We start from the raw sequence: 17934 nt of genomic DNA, 5'->3' as shown, positions 1-17934 counted from the left end.
GGTCAGGGTGGGGCGGGAGCGTTCAGTTCACCTTGAAGCCGGCCACCGAGCCCTTCAGTTCGGAGGCGAGGCCGGCCAGTTCGCCCACCGCCTCGGCGGTGCGCTGGGTGCCGGCGGTGGTCTGCTCGGTGATGCGCAGGATGCCGGACATGGTGTTGGCTACCTGGGTGGCCGACTGGGCCTGGCCCTGGGTGGCGGTGGAGATGTTTTCGATCAGACTGGCGAGCTGACGCGACACGTCGCCGATCTCGGCCAGGGCCTGGCCGGCGGCGTCCGACTTGCGCGCCCCCTCGACCACGCCCTGGGTGGACTCTTCCATGGCCGCCACCGCGTCCTGGGTGTCGGTCTGAATGGTCTTGACGATGGCGGCGATCTGTTTGGTCGCCTCGGCGGAGCGTTCGGCCAGGCGCTGCACTTCCTCGGCCACCACGGTGAAGCCGCGGCCGGCCTCGCCGGCGGAGGCGGCCTGGATGGCGGCGTTGAGGGCCAGCACGTTGGTCTGCTCGGTAATGTCCGAGATCAGTTCCACGATTTCGCCGATCTCCTGGGACGATTCGCCCAGGCGCTTGATGCGCTTGGCGGTTTCCTGGATCTGCTCGCGGATCTCGTTCATGCCGCGGATCGAATCCTGCACCGCCTGGGTGCCCTTCTCGGCGGCGGACAGGGACTGCTGGGCCACCTCGGCGGAGCGGTTGGCGTTGCCCGACACCTGGTTCATCGAGCGGGCCATGTCGAGCACCGAGCGGCCGGCGGCCTGAATCTCGTCGGCCTGCTTCTCGGCGGCGGCGAGCAGCTCGGAGGAGTTCTGCTTGGCCATCTCGGTGGCGGCGGTCACCCGGTTGGCGGCGTCGTTGATGCGGCCGACCAGCACGCGCAGTTCTTCGATGGTGTAGTTGATCGAGTCGGCGATGGCGCCGGTGATGTCCTCGGTCACGGTGGCGGTCACGGTCAGGTCGCCGTCGGCCAGATCGCCCAGTTCGTTCATCAGGCGCAGGATGGCGTCCTGGTTGGCACGGTTGGACAGTTCCGATTCCTGGCGCTGGCGCTCGGCCTCCTCGGCGCGGCGGCGCGAATCGTCCAGGTACAACTTGCCCATCAGGGCCAGCAGGGCCAGGGCGGCCAGGGACAGGGCGGTCATCAGCACCGTGTTGGTGGCCCGGGTGACGAAGGCAGCCTGGTAGGCGTCCTGCAGCTTGGAGGTCTGCTCCAGCAGCTTTTCCGAATCGCGGAAGATGGCGGCGCCGGACTGCTTGGCCACCACCAGGCGCTGCATGCTGCCCAGGATGCCACCCACCGCGGCCTGGTATTCCTTGAAGGCGGCTTCGAGCTCGGTCAGCTTGGCCCGGGTGTCGCCCTCGGTGACCGCCTTGAGGGTCTCGCTGCCGCGCAGCAGGCCGTTCAGGATGTCGCGGAAGTTGTTGGTGTCCTTGCCCAGCAGGAAGGCCACCTCGGGGTCGATGGCGTCGCCCACCAGCAGGGCCGAGGCGTTCTTGGCGATCCGCTGGGTGAGCATCACCAATTGGTTGGCGGCCACGATCTCCCGGGCGCCGCCGCCGCCTTGCAGCTTGAGCGAGGCGGTCTGCTCGGCCAGCTCCAGCAACTGCGGGTTCTTGTTGTTGATGGTGGCCACGTCCTTGCCCAGGGAGACCAGGTTCTTCTCCATCTCCAGCAGTTTGTCGGCGTTTTTCTCGGTCTTGCCCCACTCGCCTTCCAGGGTGCCCAGTTCGGTGGTCACGCTGTCCGGCGAGGCGGGCACGCTGACCCCGTTGATCTCGCCGCCCTGGGCCAGCTTGCCGAGCAGGTCGGCGAACTTGACGCGGGAATCCTTGAGCTGGCCGAAGGCGGTCTGGTTGCCCTGGATGGCCAGGGAGGCGGCCTTGGAGATGCGCTGCGAGAGCATGCGCATCTCGCCGGCGGCGGACACGTAGGTGGTGCCGTTGGCCGCTTCCCGGTTGTCGCGCCAGACCAGCAGGCCGTCGACGAGCAGCAGCACCACCAGGGCGCCGCCCAGGATCTGCAACTGTTTGGCCACCGGGTAGCCGGCCAGGAAGCCGGGCATGGCCAGCTTGGGGGCGGACTTGCCCGCGGCGAAGGCAGCGGTACCGGCAGGACGGGGGGCGACGGGGTCGCGCAGGGGGCGGGCCGGGGCGGAGACGGTGGGGTCCGAGGCCGGATCGGGGCGTTTCGTGCGGGACAGACTGAACTGCGGCAGCTTGAAGTTGAAAGCCATGGAGGAGGACTCCCTGAGTGTTTCCCCACGGACGGCGTCGGCCGTCCGGCGATGAATGCGTTCCGCGATGCGTTGCCGCGGAGCGGCAGTATGGAATCAGCGTGGTGTCATGGTGTCGCCTGGTGTGCCTAGAGGCCGATGTGCATGAACTCCGGATCGGCCAGCAGGCCCTTCACCGACAGCTTGCGCCAGCAGCGTCCTTCGCTGTCCTCGACCCGTTCCCGGGCCCATTCCGGGCCGCTTTCCAGGGGCGGCAGCGGGGTCAGCCCCTCGCGCCGCTTGAGGCCGAGCAGGCGGGCGGCGAGCAGGGCGGCGTTGCTGCCGTGGCGAGCCCCCACCAGCACCAGCCGGGCGTTGGCGTTGTGCGGCGTGGGCTCGTGGCCGAGAAAGGCGGAGAAGTCGCTTACCGAGAACAGGGTGCCGCGGATGTTGGCCAGCCCGGCGTACCAGGGCTGGGTCAGGGGCACGCCGGTGATCGGCGGCAGGGGCACGATCTCGCCGGAATCGAACAGCTCCAGCAGCCAGTTCTCGCCACCGGCCAGGACGCCCAGCAGGGCGGGCTCGGCTTCGCCCCGGGCGGCGCCGGCAAGGCGGGTGGCCAGGTGTTCCTGGAATTCGCGCAGGCTGATTTTCTTGGCCATGGAGCGTGTCCCTGGGAGCCGGTGGAGTGAGCGGGAGCGGCGGGGCCGGGCTTACAGGGCGGCGATCTTGGCCAGCAGCTCGTCGGCCTTGACCGGCTTGACCAGGTAGTCGAGGGCGCCCTGGCGCAGGCCCCAGATCTTGTCGGTTTCCTGGCCCTTGGAGGTGCACACGATCACCGGGATGTTCTTGGTGTCCTCGTCCCGGGTCAGGGTGCGGGTGGCCTGGTAGCCGTTCAGGCCGGGCATCACCACGTCCATCAGCACCAGGTCCGGATGTTCGCTCTTGGCCTTGGCGATGCCGTCCTCGCCGTTTTCGGCGGTGACGATCTGGTAGCCGGCCTTGGACAGGATTTCGGTCAGGTAGGCGCGTTCGGTGGGGGAGTCGTCGACGACGAGAATTTTCTTCACGGGCATGGCGAAAACCTTGGGCGAATGAGTCGGGTTGCAGCGATGGGACGGAGGGCGGTCAGGCCGGGCGCCGGCCTCGGTGGTCGGTGACCGCCTGGAGCAGGGTGTCCTTGGTGAAGGGCTTGGTCAGGTAGTGGTCGGAGCCGACCATGCGCCCCCGGGCCCGGTCGAACAGGCCGTCCTTGGAGGACAGCATGATCACCGGGGTGGCGGAGAACTTGGGGTTCTTCTTGATCAGGGCGCAGGTCTGGTAGCCGTCCAGGCGCGGCATCATGATGTCGCAGAAGATCAGGTCCGGCTGGTGGTCGGCGATCTTGGCCAGGGTGTCGAATCCGTCTTCCGCGAGCAGAACCTGACAGCCTGCCTGGGTGAGGAAAATCTCGGCGCTGCGGCGGATGGTGTTGGAATCGTCGATCACCATCACCTTGATGCCGTGCAGGGCTTGCGGGTCCGACACGTGATTCTCCTGAGCCGTTGTGCTTATGTTTTATATGGATTGCCAATGGTATTACAGGGGGCGATGGCTGCCTAGGGCGCCGCGGGCCGGTCGCCGGCCTGTCAAGATCAGATTTCCGTCAATTCGAAATCTTCCTTGCGCGCGCCGCATTCCGGGCAGACCCAGTTCATCGGCACGTCCTCCCAGCGGGTGCCCGGGGGCAGCCCGTCTTCCGGCGAGCCGGCGGCTTCGTCGTAGATCCAGCCGCAGATGAGGCACATCCAGGTGCGGTAGGGGCGGGAGTCGGCGCTGGCGGTCATGGGGCGGGGGGACGGTCCGGCAAGGCCGGCACCGCTGGAATCGTTTAGAATGAATCGATCTTACCGAATCGCCTCCGGCGCCGCCAAGCAGGCCTGATGGGCGGTACTCCGCTCCGCCCCCGCTGGGTTTTCCCGCCGGCATTCCCGTACTTCCATGTCCCAGTCCAGTCCTCCCCCCGCCCACTCCAGGGGGGGCGCGACGCGCCATGCTTCGCCCCCCATCGTCCTGACCTTCGCCGCTGCCGATCCCACTGGCGCCGGCGGGCTTCAGGCCGACCTGCTCACCCTGGCCAGCCTGGGTTGCCATCCCCTCTCCGTGCTCACCGCCGTGACGGTGCAGGATTCCGCCGCCGTGGATGCCCTGCAGACCGTCTCGCCGGCCTGGGTCGAGGACCAGGCCCGCACCCTGCTCGAAGACATGAGCGTGGCCGCCTTCAAGGTCGGCCGGGTCGGCAGCGTCGAGAACGCCGCCCTGGTGGCCGAAATTCTGGCCGACTACCCGGACATCCCGGTAGTGCTCGACCCGGTGGCCCTGGTCGCTGCGCCCCCGGGCAACGACGACGGACTGCGCCTGCCGGCGGAGGGCGCCGAAACTTCCGAAGCCTGGGGCGACGACTGGGAATCCCAGTGGGACGGTGAGCTGGAGTCGGACCGGGCCCTGGTGGCTGCCGTGGCCGAACTGCTCCTGCCCCTGGCCACCGTGGTGGCACCCAATCAGCTCGAAGCCCGCCTGCTCGCCGGCGACCTGCCCAAGGAAGAGGACGATGCGGAAGCCGCCCCGGGCGACGCCGAGGCCGACGTTCCTGCCGCCGAGCTGGCCCGCACCCTGGTCGAGCGGGGCTGTTCCCACGTGCTGTTCACCGGGGTGCATACCCCCTCGCCCGACGTCATCAACCACCTCTACGATGCGTCCGGCCTGGTCCAGACCTACCGCTGGAAGCGCCTGGCCGGCCCCTTCAACGGCGCCGGCGCCACCCTCTCGGCGGCCATCGCCGCCAACCTGGCCAACGGCCTGGGGGTGGAGGATGCGGTGCGCGAGGCCCAGGACTACTGCTGGCACGCCTTGGCCGCCGGTTTCCGTGCCGGCATGGGGCGGCGCGTGCCCGACCGCTTCTTCTGGGCCCGGGGCCTGGCCGGCGACGGCACCTCCGCCTGAGTTCGAAGCGCCTACCACGTCCGTTCCCTCCGCCATGGCCCTGCCGTCCGCTTCCCGTTTCCCCGCCCCGCGCGGCCTCTATGCCATCACCCCGGACGGCCTGCCCGCCGCCGAGCTGTTCGCCCGGGCCGAGGCGGCCCTGGCCGGCGGCACCCGGCTGCTGCAATACCGGGACAAGCTGGCCGAGCCGGCCGAGCGTCGGCCGGTGGCCGAAGCCTTGGCGGCGGCCTGTGTCCGCCACGGCGCGGCCCTGATCATCAACGACGACGCCGAACTGGCCCTGGCCGTCGGCGCCCCCGGGGTGCACCTGGGCAAGGACGATGGCGACCTGGCCGCCGCCCGGCGCCGCCTCGGCCCCGGCCTGCTGATTGGTGCCTCTTGCTACGCCGACCCGGCCCGGGCCGCGGCGGCGGCGCCCCACGTCGATTACCTGGCCTTCGGCGCCGTCTTCCCCTCGTCGGTCAAGCCCGGCGCCGTGGCCGCCCCCCTGGCCCTGCTCGGCGCCGCCAAGGCCGCCCACGGGCTGCCGATCTGCGCCATCGGCGGCATCACCCTGGCCAACGCGCCCCGGGTGATCGCCGCCGGGGCCGACTGGCTGGCGGTGATCACCGACCTCTTTTCCGCCCCCGACATCGCCGAGCGGGCGGCCGCCTACGGCCGCCTGTTCGCCGAAGCCGGGGCATCCGCCGAACCCCTGCTCTAGACCTAGACCTGCTTCACGGGAGAACCCAGACCATGACGTCCCGCAACGACACCCTGTTCGCCGCCGCCCGCCGCCACATTCCCGGCGGGGTGAATTCCCCGGTCCGCGCCTTCGGCTCGGTGGGCGGCACGCCCCTCTTCTTCCAGCGCGGCAAGGGCGCCCGGGTGGTGGACGCCGATGGCAAGTCCTACCTGGACTACGTGGGCTCCTGGGGCCCCCTGATCGCCGGCCATGCCCACCCGGTGGTGCTGGAGGCGGTGGCCAAGGCCATGGAGAACGGCCTGTCCTTCGGCGCGCCCACCGAGACCGAGGTGGCCATGGCCGACTACCTGTGCGAGCTGCTGCCCTCCCTGGAGATGGTGCGCCTGGTGTCCTCCGGCACCGAGGCCACCATGAGCGCCATCCGCCTGGCCCGGGGCTACACCGGCCGCGACGCCATCATCAAGTTCGAGGGCTGTTACCACGGCCACGCCGATTCCCTGCTGGTCAAGGCCGGCTCGGGCCTGCTCACCTTCGGCAACCCCTCCTCCGGCGGCGTGCCGGCGGACCTGGCCCAGCACACCCTGGTGCTCGACTACAACAACGTGGAGCAACTGGCCGACGCCTTCGCCCGCCACGGCGACAAGATTGCCGCGGTGATCTTCGAGCCGGTGGCCGGCAACATGAACCTGGTGGCGCCCCGCCCCGAGTTCCTCACCGCCATGCGCGACCTCACCCGCCAGTACGGCGCGGTGCTGATCGCCGACGAGGTGATGACCGGCTTCCGCGTCGGCCCCCAGGGCGCCCAGGGCCTCTACGGCATCGACCCAGACCTGACCACCCTGGGCAAGGTCATCGGCGGCGGCCTGCCGGTGGCGGCCTTCGGTGGCAAGCGCGAGATCATGGAAAAGATCGCCCCCCTGGGCCCGGTCTACCAGGCCGGCACCCTGTCGGGCAACCCGGTGGCGGTGGCTGCCGGTATGGCCACCTTGCAGCTGACCCGGGCCCCGGGCTTCTACGAGACCCTGGCGGCGCGCACCGGCCAGCTGGTGGACGGCCTGTCCGCCGCCGCCGCCAAGGCCGGCGTCACCTTCTCGGCCCAGTCCGTGGGCGGCATGTTCGGCCTATACTTCCGCGCCGCGCCCCCCACCTCCTTCGCCGAGGTGATGACCTGCGACAAGGAGGCCTTCAACCGTTTCTTCCACGCCATGCTCGACGTGGCGCCGGAAGGCCACTACTTCGCCCCCTCGGCCTTCGAGGCCGGCTTCGTCTCGGCCGCCCACGGCGAGGCCGACATCGCCGCCACGGTGGCCGCCGCCGCCCAGGTGTTCGCCACCCTGGCCGAGTGATCGAGTAGGGCCTGCCTGAAACCCCGCGCCCCGCCTTGATCTCCGGGTGGGGCCTCCGGAGAACCGCGCCCTGCCTCGATCTTGCGGCAAGGCAAATGAAAACCCCCGCCAGGCCTAGGGCTTGGCGGGGGTTTCGTTTTGCGGCGCGAAAAACGGTCGGCGGTCGCGGTGCGCTGCCTGCCGGATCAGCCGCCCAGGTAGGCTTCTTCCACCTTGGGGTTGGCCAGCAGGTTGGCGCCGGAGTCGGCCAGGACGATCTTGCCGGTTTCGATGACGTAGCCGTGGGCGGCGATCTTGAGCGCCTGGCGCACGTTCTGCTCCACCAGCAGGATGGTCAGGCCGCGCCGGTTGATCTCCACCAGGATGCGGAAGATCTCCTGCACCACGATCGGCGCCAGGCCCATGGAGGGCTCGTCGAGCAGCAGCAGCCGGGGCTTGGCCATCAGCGCCCGGCCGATGGCGAGCATCTGCTGTTCGCCGCCGGAGAGGTTGCCGGCGAACTGGTCGGCCCGTTCCTTGAGGCGCGGGAAGAGCTGGTACACCTCGTCCAGGGATTCGGCGATGCCCGCCTTGTCGCTGCGGGTGTAGGCGCCCAGGATCAGGTTCTCGGCCACCGTCAGGGTGGTCAGGATGGCCCGGCCCTCGGCCACTTGCACCACGCCGCGCTGGACGATCTTGTTCGGCGCCAGGCGGGTGATGTCCTCGCCGGCGAACTCGATCTTGCCCCGGGCCGGCTTGAGCAGGCCGGACAGGGCCAGCAGGCTGGTGCTCTTGCCGGCGCCGTTGGCGCCCACCAGGGCTGTGATCTCGCCTTCGTTGAGGTGGAAGTTGATGCCCTTGACCGCCTCGATGTGGCCGTAGGCGACGGCCAGGTCGTGCACGCGCAGGAGGACGCTCATCACTCGTCCTCCTTGCCCAGGTAGGCCTCGATCACGTCCGGGTTGGTGCGCACCTCGTCGGGCGTGCCCTCGGCGATGATGCGGCCGAAGTTGAGCACGGCGATGCGGTCGCACAGGCCCATGACGAAGCGCATGTCGTGCTCGATCATGAACACGCCGTAGCCCCGGTTGCGGATGTTGTTGATCTCTTCCATCAGGATGGTCTTTTCCGAGGGGTTCATCCCCGCCACCGGCTCGTCGAGCAGCAGCAGCTTGGGCTCGGTGGCCAGGGCCCGGGCGAACTCCAGCTTGCGCTGGTCGCCGTAGGACAGGTTGTCGGCCAGCATGTCGGCCTTCTTGTCCAGGCCGACCCAGGAGAGCAGCTCCCGAGCCCGTTCCCGGGCGCGCTTTTCGGCGGCGCGGCAGGCCGGGCTGTTGAAGAACAGGCCGAAACCGCCGTAGTCCAGGTGGTCGTGCATGCCCACCATGACGTTTTCCAGCAGGTCCATCTCCTTGAAGATGCGGATGTTCTGGAAGGTGCGGGCGATGCCCTTGTGGGTGATGCGGTGCGGTTCCAGGCCCACCAGGGAGTCCCCCTGGAAGTCGATGTGGCCGGCGGTGGGTTCGAGCAGGCCGGTGATCAGGTTGAACACCGTGGTCTTGCCCGCGCCGTTGGGGCCGATCAGGCCGTAGATGCTGCCGGCGGGCACTTCGAAGCTGACGTCCTGGAGGACGTGCAGGCCGCCGAAGCGCTTGCCGACGTTGCGGATGGACAGCAGGTTGGCGCTCATGCCCGACCTCCGATCATGCGTTGGAACCAGGCGCGGATGCGGCGCGGTTCCCAGATGCCCTTGGGCAGGAACAGCACCACCAGCACCAGCACGGCGCCGTTCACCAGGGAACGGAAGTCGTGCAGCGAGCGCAGCAGCTCGGGCAGCAGGGTCAGGATGGCCGCCCCGAGCATCGGGCCGATCAGGTCGGAAACCCCGCCCAGCACCGCCATGGTCAGGATGTCCACGGCGTTCTCGAAGCCGTATTCGCGCGGGCTGATGAAGAAGGTGAAGTGGGCGTTGAGGGCGCCGGCCACACCGGCGATGAAACCGCCCAGGGTGAAGGCCAGCAGTTTGTAGCGGTCTACGTTGATGCCCATCAGGCGCGCCGCCACCTCGTCCTCCTTGATCGCCTCGAAGGCGCGGCCGACCTTGGAGCGGCGCAGCCGGGCCAGACCGTAGATGGTCAGGGCCAGCAGCAGGGCGATGTGCCAGCCCTCGGTGGACAGGGGGATGCCGTTCAAGCCCTCGGGGCCGCCGGTGATCTCCAGGTTGAGCACGGTGATGCGCACCACCTCGCCGAAAGCCAGGGTGGCCATGGCCAGGTACACGCCGGACAGGCGCAGCACCGGCGCGCCGATGAGCAGGGCCACCGCCGCCGGGGCCACGCCGCCGGCCAGCAGCACTGCCGGGAAGGACCAGCCCAGGTTGAGGGTGAGCAGGGCCGAGACGTAGGCGCCGATGCCCATGAAGGCGGCGTTGGCCAGGGACAAGAGGCCGCAGGACAGGGTCAGCCAGATCGACAGGGCGAGCATGGCGTGCACGCCCACCGAGAACACCAGGGTGCTGTAGGTGGACCAGAAGTCGCCGAAGTTGGCGGTAAGCCATTCCATGTCAGGCCTTCCTTTCCAGCTTGCGCCCGAACAGCCCGGAAGGCCGCACCAGCAGGATCAGGAAGAGCAGGCCGAAGGCCACCGCGTCGCCCATCTGGCTCGACAGGTAGGCCTTGCTGATGACCTCGGCAAAGCCGAGGAACAGGCCGCCGATCAGGGCGCCGCGGATGTCGCCCATGCCGCCGAGGATGATCACGGCGATGCCCTTGTGCAGCATCGGCTGACCCATGAAGGGGGTGATGGCGTTGAAGTTGAGGCCGATCAGCACCCCGGCGATGCCGCCCAGGGCGGCAGCGGCGAAGGAGGTGATGTGGAACAGGCCTTCGACGTTGATGCCCAGCAGCCAGGCGGCCTTGGGCGATTCGGCGATGGCGCGCAGGGCGCGGCCCAGCTGGGTGCGCTTCAGGGCGACGAACAGCACCGCCATGAGCAGGAAGGCGATGGCGACGATGGCGATTTCCAGAGCACGCACATGCACGTCGCCGATGACGAACTCGCCGGCGGGCAGGGTTTCCTCGGGGAAGCGCAGCACCTCGGCGCCGAACAGGCCCTGGGCGGCGCTGGTGAGCATGATGCCGACGCCGATGGTGGCGATCATCGGGATCAGGTGGGGGGCGTTGCGGGCGCGCAGGGGCTTGAGGATCAGCATGTCCACCAGCAGGCCGACGATGCCGCTGGCGAGCATGGCGCCGAGCATGGCGACCCACAGGGAGGCCTGTAGGTGGGTGATCAGGGCCAGGGCGACGTAGCTGCCGACCATGAAGACGGCGCCGTGGGAAAGATTGATGACCGCCAGCACGCCGAACACCAGGGTGAATCCCAGGGCGAACAGCGCGTAGACGCTACCGAGCGTCAGGGCGTTGAGGAGTTGTTGTTCAAGCATTGGAGGAGTCCGCAGGCGTGGTGCCCGGTACAAGACAATGCGGGGCAGACTCGCATCCGCCCCGCATCGAAGGGTGTTGCAGGATTACTTGGCGTCGTAGAGCGTGAACTTGCCGCCCTTCACCAGGTAGATGAAGGGCTTCTGGTCCGCGTCCCAGCCGCCGGGCTTGCCGTTCTTGGTCACGGCCGGGCGGAACTTGAAGGGGCCGGTCACGCCGCTGATGGTGGCCTTGGGCAGGGCGTTCTTGAGGGCTTCGCGGTCGGCATTGATGTCGCCGGTCAGCTTCACGTCCTTGAGGGCGGCGGCGGCGATGTACAGCGCGTCATAACCCTGGGCCGCGAACTGGTTCGGCTCGCCGCCGAACTTCTTCTCGTAGGCGGCGACGAAGGCCTTGTTCACCGGGGCCGGGTTGGTGTTGGACCAGGGGCTGCCGACGAAGGTGCCTTCACCGGCCAGCTTGGAGATCTCGAACAGCTTGGGCGAGTTGAAGCCGTTGCCGCCGATGAACGGCACCTTCAGGCCCAGGCCGCGGGCCTGCAGCATGATGTTGGCGGCTTCCTCGGCCAGGCAGGAGCAGACCACCGCGTCCGGGTTGGAGGCCTTGATCTTGGTCAGCTGGGCCTTGAAGTCCACGTCGCCCTTGACGTAGGTCTCGGTGGTGGTGACCGGCAGCTTCTGGTCTTCCAGCACCTTCTTGAACACGTCGTAGCCGCTCTTGGTGAAGGCGTCGTCGTTGCCGTAGATCACGGCGACCTTCTTCAGCTTGTAATGCTTGGTGGCGGTGGCCACGGTCACCGGCAGCACGTCGGATTCCATCACCGAGTTGCGGAACACGTAGGGGCCGATGTCGGTGATGCCGTTGGCGGTGTTGGAGGTGCCGAACACTACGGTCTTGGCGGCGTTGGCCACCGGGCCGGCGGCGAACATGGAGTTGGACAGGGTCGGGCCGAAGACCATCAGCACCTTGTCCTGGAAGATCAGCTTCTTGAAGACGTTGATGCCTTCTTCCTTCTTGCCCTGCTCGTCTTCGATGACCAGCTGAATCTTGTTGCCGTTGATGCCGCCCTTGGCGTTGATCTCTTCGGCGGCCAGTTGGAAGCCGTTGCGGATCGACACGCCGTACTGGGCGGCGCCGCCGGTCAGGGCTTCGGCCACGCCGATCTTGATGTCGGCCGCCTGGGCCAGCCCGGCACAGGCCAGGGCGCTCACGAGGGCTAGGGTTTTGGGCAGGAAGCGCATACGTTCTCCAATGTTTTCTGGTTGGCGAAGAGTCCAAGCGAACCCTAAAGGGTACTTGCCGCACCCGTGAATGGCAAACCTGCGGTTTTCACGGATGCCGATGGAATCGGGGCGCGCGGGGGCGCGGACGGGGCGCGGGGATGCCGGCAAGCCCGCGTCAGGCGCCGAGCAGCCGGGCCACCGCTGCCGGGTTGGCCGGGAAATACCAATGCACGTAGGACGCCGTCAGGCTGCCGGCCCGGTACACCGGCTCGCCGGGGCGACCGTCGGGGCGCTGGGCCTGGGCCGTGGGCTGGAGCGGCGTGGTGCTGCGCGAGTAGTGGAAAGTGTGGCCGGTGAGCCGGCCTTCCGGCAGCTCGGCCTGCTGCATGCCCAGGGCCGAGAGCTTGCGCTGCATGGCGCTCTCGCCGGGCAGCAGGGCGAAGCCGGCGTGGCGATCCCCGTCCACCGTCACGATGTGCTCGAAGCAGGCCATCATCCCGCCGCACTCGGCCAGGAGCGGCTTGCCGGCGCCGACGTGGGCGGCCAGGGCGGCGGCCATGGCCCGGTTGGCGGTGAGCGCCGGGCCGTGCAGCTCCGGGTAGCCGCCGGGCAGCCACACCGCGTCGCAGGGGGGTAGGGCAGCGTCGTGCAGGGGCGAGAAGTCCACCAGGGTGGCGCCCAGGGCCGCCAGGCATTCCCGGTTGGCCGGGTAGGCGAAGCAGAAGGCGGCGTCGGAGGCCACTGCGATGGTGCGCCCGGCCAGCAGCGGCGGGAATTCGGGCGGGGCGGCGTCGGCGATGGCCACCGGCGGCGGCAGTTCGGCCGCCGGGGTGTCGGCGAGCAGGTCGGCGAGGCGGTCGAGGCAGGCGTCCAGGCCGGCGATCTCGGCCGCCGGCAGCAGGCCTAGGTGGCGCTCGGGCAGGGCCATCTCGGCGTCCCGGGGCAGGGCGCCGACCCAGGCGATGTCCTCGGGCAGGGTCTTGCGGCACAGCTCGCCGTGGTAGGCGCTGCCGACCCGGTTGGCCAGCACGGCGGAAATGGGCGCGCCGCCGCCCTGGTCGGCCCGGTAGTGCTTGAGCCCCCAGGCCACGGCGCCGAAGGACCCGGCCATGGCGGCGGCGTCCAGCACCAGCAGCACCGGCAGGCCCAGGCGCCTGGCCAGTTCGGCGGCGGAGGGCTCGCCGTCGTGCAGGCCCATCACGCCCTCCACCAGGATCAGGTCCGCCTCCCGGGCGGCCCGGGCCAGGCGCCAGCGGGCGTCGGCCTCGCCGCACATGCGGAAGTCGATGTTCTCGCAGGGGGCGCCGCTGGCTACCTGGTGGATCTGGGGGTCGAGGAAGTCCGGGCCGCACTTGAACACCCGCACCCGGCGGCCCTGGCGGGCGTGCAGCCGGGCCAGGGCGGCGGTGACGGTGGTCTTGCCCTGGCCCGAGGCGGGGGCGGCGATCAGCAGGGCGGGGACGGACAGGGGAGCGGTCATGATGGAAGCGAAACTGGGTGGCTGAAAGCCCGCGTGGATAGAGGCTCTACAAGGTGCATGGCTGGAGATGCGCGCCACGTCTTGCTCTCCGGGTAGGCATCGCGAAGATGTCCGTCCCTTCTAGGCATCAGTGCGGCGGCGCTCAGAACTCCACGCCGGGCATGGCCTTCACTCCGGCCTTGAAGGCGTGCTTGACCAGATTCATCTCGGTCACCGTGTCGGCGGCGGCCACCAGTCCTTCCGGGGCGGCGCGGCCGGTGATCACCACATGCTGCATGGCCGGGCGGGCGGCCAGGGCGGCGAGCACGTCGGCGAGGTCCAGCCAGCCGTACTTGAAGGCGTAGGTCAGCTCGTCGAGCACCACCAGGTTCACCGCCGGATCGGCCAGATAGCCCCGGACCAGTTCCCAGGCGGCCTGGGCGGCCTTGGCATCCCGGGCCGGGTCCTGGGTCTCCCAGGTGAAGCCCTCGCCCATCACGTGCCAGGCGAGCTGGCCGGGGCTCAGGTCGGCCACCTTGCGGTAGAAGCCTTCCTCGCCGGTGTCGGAGCGGCTCTTGACGAACTGCACCACCGCCACGCGGAAATCGTGGCCCAGGGCCCGGGCCACCACGCCGAAGGCAGCGGAGGACTTGCCCTTGCCGTTACCGGTGTTGACCACCAGCACGCCGCGCTCGTCCTGGGCGGCGGCGATCTTGGCGTCCACCACGTCCTTCTTGCGCTGCATGCGGGCGACGTGGCGGGCGTCCTTGGCGGAATCGTCGATGGGGGCGGGGGTGTCGCTCATGGGGGTCCTCGGGGCGTGGGTCGGCGGCTCGGGCCGCTCTGGGTCTTGGGGGAAGAAAGTCAGGCCGGCACGAACCAGCGTCGGCCGCCGTCGGCCAGCTCCTTGAGCGGGTAGCCGTACAGGCAGGACAGGGTGCGGGCGGTCAGAACCTGGTCGCAGGGGCCCTGAGCCACGGTGCCGTCGCCGAACACCAGCACCACCCGGTCGCAGTAGCGCGCCGCCAGGCCCGGGTCGTGCAGCACCAGCACCGTCGCTGCGCCGGCCTCGGCCTGGCGGGCAAGCAGCTCCAGGCTGGCGATCTGATGGTTGAGGTCCAGGTGGGCCAGGGGCTCGTCGAGCAGGTACAGGGACGGGGCCTGGGTGAGCAGGGTGGCCAGGCCGAGGCGCTGGCGCTCGCCGCCGGACAGGGTGGCCACCTGGCGCGCCTCGAAACCGGCCAGGCCGACCTGGGCCAGGGCAGCCCGGGCCAGCCGGGCGTCCTCGGCGGATTCCCACTCCCAGCGCCCCAGGTGGGGGTGGCGGCCGGCCAGGGCCGTTTCCAGCACGGTGGTGGCGAAGGGGTCCGGGGCGGTCTGGGCCAGCCAGCCGCGGACCAGGGCCGCGTCCCGGGCCGACAGGTCCGGATAAGGACGACCGGCCAGGCGCACCTCGCCGGCGCTCGGCGCGCGCAGCCCGGCCAGGGTCGCCAGCAGGGTCGATTTGCCGGCGCCGTTGCGGCCGAGGATGGCCAGCCGTTCGCCGGGCGAAAGGGTCAGATCGAGGCCGGCGGTGACGGTGTGGCCGCCGACGGTCACGGTCAGCCCGCGGGTTTCCAGCAGGGGGGCGGCCGAGGCGATGGCACTCATTTCGGCTGCCTGGTCAGCAGGAAGAGAAACACCGGCACGCCGATCAGGGCGGTGAGCACCCCCACCGGCAGTTGCAGCGGCGCCACCATGGTGCGGGCGGCGGTGTCGGCCAGCAGCAACAGGCTGCCGCCGGCCAGGGCCGAGGCGGGCAGCAGCAGGCGCTGGTCGTTGCCCAGGGCCAGCCGGGTGAGATGGGGCACCACCAGCCCGACGAAGCCGATGGAGCCGGCGGAGGTGACCGCCATGGCGGTGGCCAGGGAGGCCACGGCGTAGATCAGGCGGCGCACCGTGGGCACCGACACGCCCATGGCCTGGGCTTGGAGCAGGCCCCGGGCGAGCAGGTTGAGTTCCCGGGCGAAGGGCAGGGCGGCGGCCAGGCAGACCAGCAGGGCCCCTGCCGGCAGCCAGGGATGGGCGACCTGGGCCAGGTCGCCCATCAGCCAGAAGAGCATGCCGCGTAGCTTGGATTCAGGGGCGATGGTGAGCATCAGCGCCACCAGGGCGCCGCAGCCGGCGGCGACGATTACCCCGGTGAGCAGCAGCCGGGTCTGGGTCCAGCTGCCGTCGCCCCGGGCCAGGCCGAAGACGGTGAGCATGGCCGCCAGGGCGCCGACGAAGGCGAAGCCGGTGAGCCCCGCCACCGGCAGGCCGATCAGGATGGCGGTCAGCGCCCCCACCCCGGCGCCGCCGGAAATGCCCAGCACGTAGGGATCGGCCAGGGGGTTGCGCAACAGCACCTGCATCAGCGCCCCGGCCAGGGCGAGCAATCCGCCGCAGGCGAACCCGGCCACTGCCCGGGGCAGGCGCAGGGCGCGCACGATCTCCGCCCCCGGCGTATCTCCCCCGGTCAGCGCCGCCAGCACGTCGGCCCGGTCCACCGCAATGCTGCCCGCCGCCAGGGCCACGGCGAAGCTGGCCAGGGCAAGCAGGATCAGAAAGGCGAGGGCGACCAGGGCGCGACGGCGGGTGGGCATGGGGGGAATTGCTTACTTGGTGGGTGCGTAGCGCAGGCTCAGGAAGAACGTGGCCGGCGGCATGCGATAGCCGTAAGCGGTTTCATAATCCTTGTTGCCCAGGTTGTTGGCACGGGCCTCCAGCGAGAGGTCCTTGTTGAGTGCATAGCGAGCGAACAGGTTGACGATGCCATAGCCGCCAAGCGCACGGGTGTTGCTCGCGGTATCGAAACGCCGGCCGACCAGTTGCAGTTCGCTGCCGACCTGCCAGTTTTGGGCGATGCCGTAGCTGGCCCGCAGTGTACCGGTGTCCTTGGCGCGGCGCCCCAGCTGCTTGCCGGTGGTACGGTCTACCGGGTCGAGGTGGTCGTAGGAGCCGCCGAGGTTCCAGTTGCCGATGCGGACATTGCCGGCCAGGGTGGCGCCGGTCAGTTGGGCGCGGTTGATGTTGGCCGGAATCCAATTCTGGTCGAGGACGATCAAGTTGCTGACGGTGTTCTGATAGGTCACCAGGGACAGGTTGGCCGTCGTGCTTTCCCAGTACAGGCCCGCCTCGATGTTTTCCGATTTCTCCGGCGCCAGGTTGGGGTTGCTGAAGCCCGGGTAATACAGGTCATTGAAGCTGGGGGCCTTGAACCCGGTGCCGTAGGACAGGCTGCCGCGGATGCTGGTGGTGAGCTGGTAGCCGTAAGAGGCCAGGCCGGTCGTGTGGTTGCCGAATTGGGAGTTGTTGTCGTTGCGCAGGTTCAACTGAACCCGATGGTCACCCAGGCGGGCATTCCAGCCTGCGAAGAACGAGTCGATGCTGCGGCCGGTGTTTTGGTACTTGGTGGAGGAGGAGACTTGTTGATCTAGCCGCTCATAGCCGGCCATCAGGCGACCCACCGGCAAGGTGATGTCGTTTTGCCAGGACACCTGGTCCTGGGTGGTATTGAATTCGCTGCGGGGGCCGCCGAAGTAGCTGGGCGTGAGGGGGCTGTAGAAATTGGAGTTCCGATCTTCGCTACGGCCCAGGCGCAGAGTGCTTTGCCAGATGTCGGTGATCTTGTTGCGCGAATAGACGCTCAGGGTCGACACCGTGTTGTCGGCATGGTCGTCATAGGGATAGTCCTTCGAATAATCGAAGTGGTTCTGGGCCTTCGCATACAGGAATTGCAGTCCCAGTTCCTGGCCCTGGGCGGGCCGGAACGCCAGGCTGCCCGAAGCCGAGGTATTGGTGTAGCCGTCCTTGTCCGGGTTGTAGTTGGGGTTATAGGGCTTGCTGACGTTGAAGCCCCGGAAGTCCCGGTATCCGGCGGAGAGGGCATAGGAAACAGCTTCGGTGCCACCCGAGATGCCGGCCGAATAATCTTGCAGCCCGAAGCTGCCGGCGCCGGCCGACGCGGTGACGCGGGGTTCGCCGCTGCCCTTCCTAGTGAAGATCTGGATGACGCCACCGATGGCGTCGGCGCCGTACAGTGCCGATGCGGGTCCCCGGACGATCTCGATATGGTCGATCTGGGACAGTGGCAGGGAGTCTAGGGAAGGTGTTCCGAACGTTGCCGAGCTGGCACGAATGCCATCGATCAGCAGCAGGGTTTGGTTGGGGTTCGTCCCACGGATGAACAGGCTGGTTGTCTTGCCTTCTCCGCCGGTGCTGGCAACTTGAATACCCGGCTGGCGCGCTAGGACTTCGGCAACGGAGGATTGGCCGGCTTCATCCAGTTGCTCACGGGTAATGACGGTGACATCGGCCAGCAAATCCTGGACGCGGGAAGGCTGGCGGGACGCGGTGACTACCACCGGTGCCAGGGTTTCTTCTTCGCCGTAGGCGTTGGTGACGGAGAGGGGGGCGAGGGCGGCCAAGGCCAAGACGAGCCGCTTGGGCTGCAGGACGGTTTTCATGAGGCAACTTCCCTGAGGGCCGCCGGGCGTCCCCGCCTGGCTGGCCTGATTATGATCAGCGCAAGGGAGTCGCCGGCGCAGGACCGGCCGGCAGGGCGGGAGTCCACGCGCCATGCCGCCT

General features: G+C 69.0%; 18 protein-coding genes. 3 read left to right on the top strand and 15 right to left on the bottom strand.

What is annotated here, in order from left to right:
- Positions 1–22 precede the first annotated feature (22 nt).
- From LWW89_RS07280 to LWW89_RS07260, 5 genes are all read right to left on the bottom strand, one after another.
- Positions 23–2230: a methyl-accepting chemotaxis protein gene (locus LWW89_RS07280; protein ID WP_293263260.1), complete on the bottom strand. Its 2208-nt coding sequence runs from the start codon at positions 2228–2230 to the stop codon at positions 23–25.
- A gap of 128 nt (positions 2231–2358) precedes the next feature.
- The gene (locus LWW89_RS07275; protein WP_293263258.1) at positions 2359–2871 is read right to left on the bottom strand and encodes a chemotaxis protein CheW; all 513 of its coding nucleotides are present in this window, start codon (positions 2869–2871) and stop codon (positions 2359–2361) included.
- A 51-nt stretch (positions 2872–2922) separates the two neighbouring features.
- The gene (locus LWW89_RS07270) at positions 2923–3285 is read right to left on the bottom strand and encodes a response regulator (protein WP_293263256.1); all 363 of its coding nucleotides are present in this window, start codon (positions 3283–3285) and stop codon (positions 2923–2925) included.
- A 52-nt stretch (positions 3286–3337) separates the two neighbouring features.
- A complete protein-coding gene (locus LWW89_RS07265) occupies positions 3338–3700 on the bottom strand; it encodes a response regulator (RefSeq protein ID WP_293263474.1) in 363 nt (120 codons plus the stop codon).
- Positions 3701–3843: 143 nt separating this feature from the next.
- Positions 3844–3996 (bottom strand): rubredoxin, encoded by a 153-nt coding sequence (locus LWW89_RS07260; RefSeq protein ID WP_293263472.1) that lies wholly within the window; start codon positions 3994–3996, stop codon positions 3844–3846.
- A 193-nt stretch (positions 3997–4189) separates the two neighbouring features.
- Here LWW89_RS07260 and LWW89_RS07255 point away from each other — a divergent pair, with 193 nt between their 5' ends.
- The 3 genes from LWW89_RS07255 to hemL are packed head-to-tail and all read left to right on the top strand — an operon-like array spanning position 4190 to position 7222.
- Positions 4190–5191, top strand: a complete 1002-nt coding sequence (locus LWW89_RS07255) for a hydroxymethylpyrimidine/phosphomethylpyrimidine kinase (protein WP_293263254.1) — start codon at positions 4190–4192, stop codon at positions 5189–5191.
- A gap of 34 nt (positions 5192–5225) precedes the next feature.
- On the top strand, positions 5226–5894 hold the full coding sequence (gene thiE, locus LWW89_RS07250) for a thiamine phosphate synthase (protein WP_293263252.1): 669 nt from the start codon (positions 5226–5228) through the stop codon (positions 5892–5894).
- 32 nt (positions 5895–5926) lie between these two features.
- On the top strand, positions 5927–7222 hold the full coding sequence (hemL, locus tag LWW89_RS07245; protein WP_293263250.1) for a glutamate-1-semialdehyde 2,1-aminomutase: 1296 nt from the start codon (positions 5927–5929) through the stop codon (positions 7220–7222).
- 185 nt (positions 7223–7407) lie between these two features.
- Here the strand turns inward: hemL and LWW89_RS07240 are convergent, their stop codons facing one another.
- From LWW89_RS07240 to LWW89_RS07195, 10 genes are all read right to left on the bottom strand, one after another.
- Positions 7408–8121: an ABC transporter ATP-binding protein gene (locus LWW89_RS07240; protein ID WP_293263248.1), complete on the bottom strand. Its 714-nt coding sequence runs from the start codon at positions 8119–8121 to the stop codon at positions 7408–7410.
- Positions 8121–8891 (bottom strand): ABC transporter ATP-binding protein, encoded by a 771-nt coding sequence (locus tag LWW89_RS07235; RefSeq protein ID WP_293263246.1) that lies wholly within the window; start codon positions 8889–8891, stop codon positions 8121–8123. Before LWW89_RS07235 ends, LWW89_RS07240 begins: the two co-directional genes overlap by 1 nt.
- Entirely contained in the window at positions 8888–9763 is an 876-nt protein-coding gene (locus LWW89_RS07230) for a branched-chain amino acid ABC transporter permease (RefSeq protein ID WP_293263244.1), read from the bottom strand. Before LWW89_RS07230 ends, LWW89_RS07235 begins: the two co-directional genes overlap by 4 nt.
- 1 nt (position 9764) lies before the next feature.
- A complete protein-coding gene (locus LWW89_RS07225) occupies positions 9765–10646 on the bottom strand; it encodes a branched-chain amino acid ABC transporter permease (RefSeq protein ID WP_293263242.1) in 882 nt (293 codons plus the stop codon).
- 84 nt (positions 10647–10730) lie between these two features.
- Complete coding sequence (locus tag LWW89_RS07220; protein ID WP_293263240.1) at positions 10731–11885, bottom strand: ABC transporter substrate-binding protein; 1155 nt, start codon at positions 11883–11885, stop codon at positions 10731–10733.
- Positions 11886–12042: 157 nt separating this feature from the next.
- Positions 12043–13347, bottom strand: coding sequence for a cobyrinate a,c-diamide synthase (locus LWW89_RS07215; protein WP_293263238.1), 1305 nt, complete (start codon positions 13345–13347; stop codon positions 12043–12045).
- A 142-nt stretch (positions 13348–13489) separates the two neighbouring features.
- On the bottom strand, positions 13490–14131 hold the full coding sequence (gene cobO / locus LWW89_RS07210; protein ID WP_293263236.1) for a cob(I)yrinic acid a,c-diamide adenosyltransferase: 642 nt from the start codon (positions 14129–14131) through the stop codon (positions 13490–13492).
- A 59-nt stretch (positions 14132–14190) separates the two neighbouring features.
- Entirely contained in the window at positions 14191–14976 is a 786-nt protein-coding gene (locus LWW89_RS07205) for an ABC transporter ATP-binding protein (protein ID WP_293263234.1), read from the bottom strand.
- The gene (locus LWW89_RS07200; RefSeq protein WP_293263232.1) at positions 14973–15950 is read right to left on the bottom strand and encodes an iron ABC transporter permease; all 978 of its coding nucleotides are present in this window, start codon (positions 15948–15950) and stop codon (positions 14973–14975) included. Before LWW89_RS07200 ends, LWW89_RS07205 begins: the two co-directional genes overlap by 4 nt.
- A 12-nt stretch (positions 15951–15962) precedes the next feature.
- Positions 15963–17813: a TonB-dependent receptor gene (locus LWW89_RS07195; protein WP_293263230.1), complete on the bottom strand. Its 1851-nt coding sequence runs from the start codon at positions 17811–17813 to the stop codon at positions 15963–15965.
- Positions 17814–17934: the final 121 nt, after the last annotated feature.

It is taken from the genome of Oryzomicrobium sp. (assembly GCF_021287045.1).
In the GTDB taxonomy this organism is placed as follows: Bacteria; Pseudomonadota; Gammaproteobacteria; order Burkholderiales; family Rhodocyclaceae; genus Oryzomicrobium.
The sequence above is the reverse complement of the archived record's forward strand: the minus strand, read 5'-3'. Positions and strand labels throughout refer to the sequence as shown.

Excerpts from the sequence above, each read along its gene's own strand:
- LWW89_RS07260 (WP_293263472.1), bottom strand. The coding sequence starts at position 3,996 with ATGTGCCTCATCTGCGGCTGGATCTACGACGAAGCCGCCGGCTCGCCG.
- LWW89_RS07240 (WP_293263248.1), bottom strand. The coding sequence starts at position 8,121 with ATGAGCGTCCTCCTGCGCGTGCACGACCTGGCCGTCGCCTACGGCCAC.
- LWW89_RS07280 (WP_293263260.1), bottom strand. The coding sequence starts at position 2,230 with ATGGCTTTCAACTTCAAGCTGCCGCAGTTCAGTCTGTCCCGCACGAAA.
- LWW89_RS07265 (WP_293263474.1), bottom strand. The coding sequence starts at position 3,700 with ATGGTGATCGACGATTCCAACACCATCCGCCGCAGCGCCGAGATTTTC.
- LWW89_RS07255 (WP_293263254.1), top strand. The coding sequence starts at position 4,190 with ATGTCCCAGTCCAGTCCTCCCCCCGCCCACTCCAGGGGGGGCGCGACG.
- LWW89_RS07275 (WP_293263258.1), bottom strand. The coding sequence starts at position 2,871 with ATGGCCAAGAAAATCAGCCTGCGCGAATTCCAGGAACACCTGGCCACC.
- cobO (WP_293263236.1), bottom strand. The coding sequence starts at position 14,131 with ATGAGCGACACCCCCGCCCCCATCGACGATTCCGCCAAGGACGCCCGC.
- LWW89_RS07200 (WP_293263232.1), bottom strand. The coding sequence starts at position 15,950 with ATGCCCACCCGCCGTCGCGCCCTGGTCGCCCTCGCCTTTCTGATCCTG.
- thiE (WP_293263252.1), top strand. The coding sequence starts at position 5,226 with ATGGCCCTGCCGTCCGCTTCCCGTTTCCCCGCCCCGCGCGGCCTCTAT.
- LWW89_RS07235 (WP_293263246.1), bottom strand. The coding sequence starts at position 8,891 with ATGAGCGCCAACCTGCTGTCCATCCGCAACGTCGGCAAGCGCTTCGGC.
- LWW89_RS07270 (WP_293263256.1), bottom strand. The coding sequence starts at position 3,285 with ATGCCCGTGAAGAAAATTCTCGTCGTCGACGACTCCCCCACCGAACGC.
- LWW89_RS07205 (WP_293263234.1), bottom strand. The coding sequence starts at position 14,976 with ATGAGTGCCATCGCCTCGGCCGCCCCCCTGCTGGAAACCCGCGGGCTG.
- LWW89_RS07225 (WP_293263242.1), bottom strand. The coding sequence starts at position 10,646 with ATGCTTGAACAACAACTCCTCAACGCCCTGACGCTCGGTAGCGTCTAC.
- hemL (WP_293263250.1), top strand. The coding sequence starts at position 5,927 with ATGACGTCCCGCAACGACACCCTGTTCGCCGCCGCCCGCCGCCACATT.
- LWW89_RS07220 (WP_293263240.1), bottom strand. The coding sequence starts at position 11,885 with ATGCGCTTCCTGCCCAAAACCCTAGCCCTCGTGAGCGCCCTGGCCTGT.
- LWW89_RS07215 (WP_293263238.1), bottom strand. The coding sequence starts at position 13,347 with ATGACCGCTCCCCTGTCCGTCCCCGCCCTGCTGATCGCCGCCCCCGCC.
- LWW89_RS07195 (WP_293263230.1), bottom strand. The coding sequence starts at position 17,813 with ATGAAAACCGTCCTGCAGCCCAAGCGGCTCGTCTTGGCCTTGGCCGCC.
- LWW89_RS07230 (WP_293263244.1), bottom strand. The coding sequence starts at position 9,763 with ATGGAATGGCTTACCGCCAACTTCGGCGACTTCTGGTCCACCTACAGC.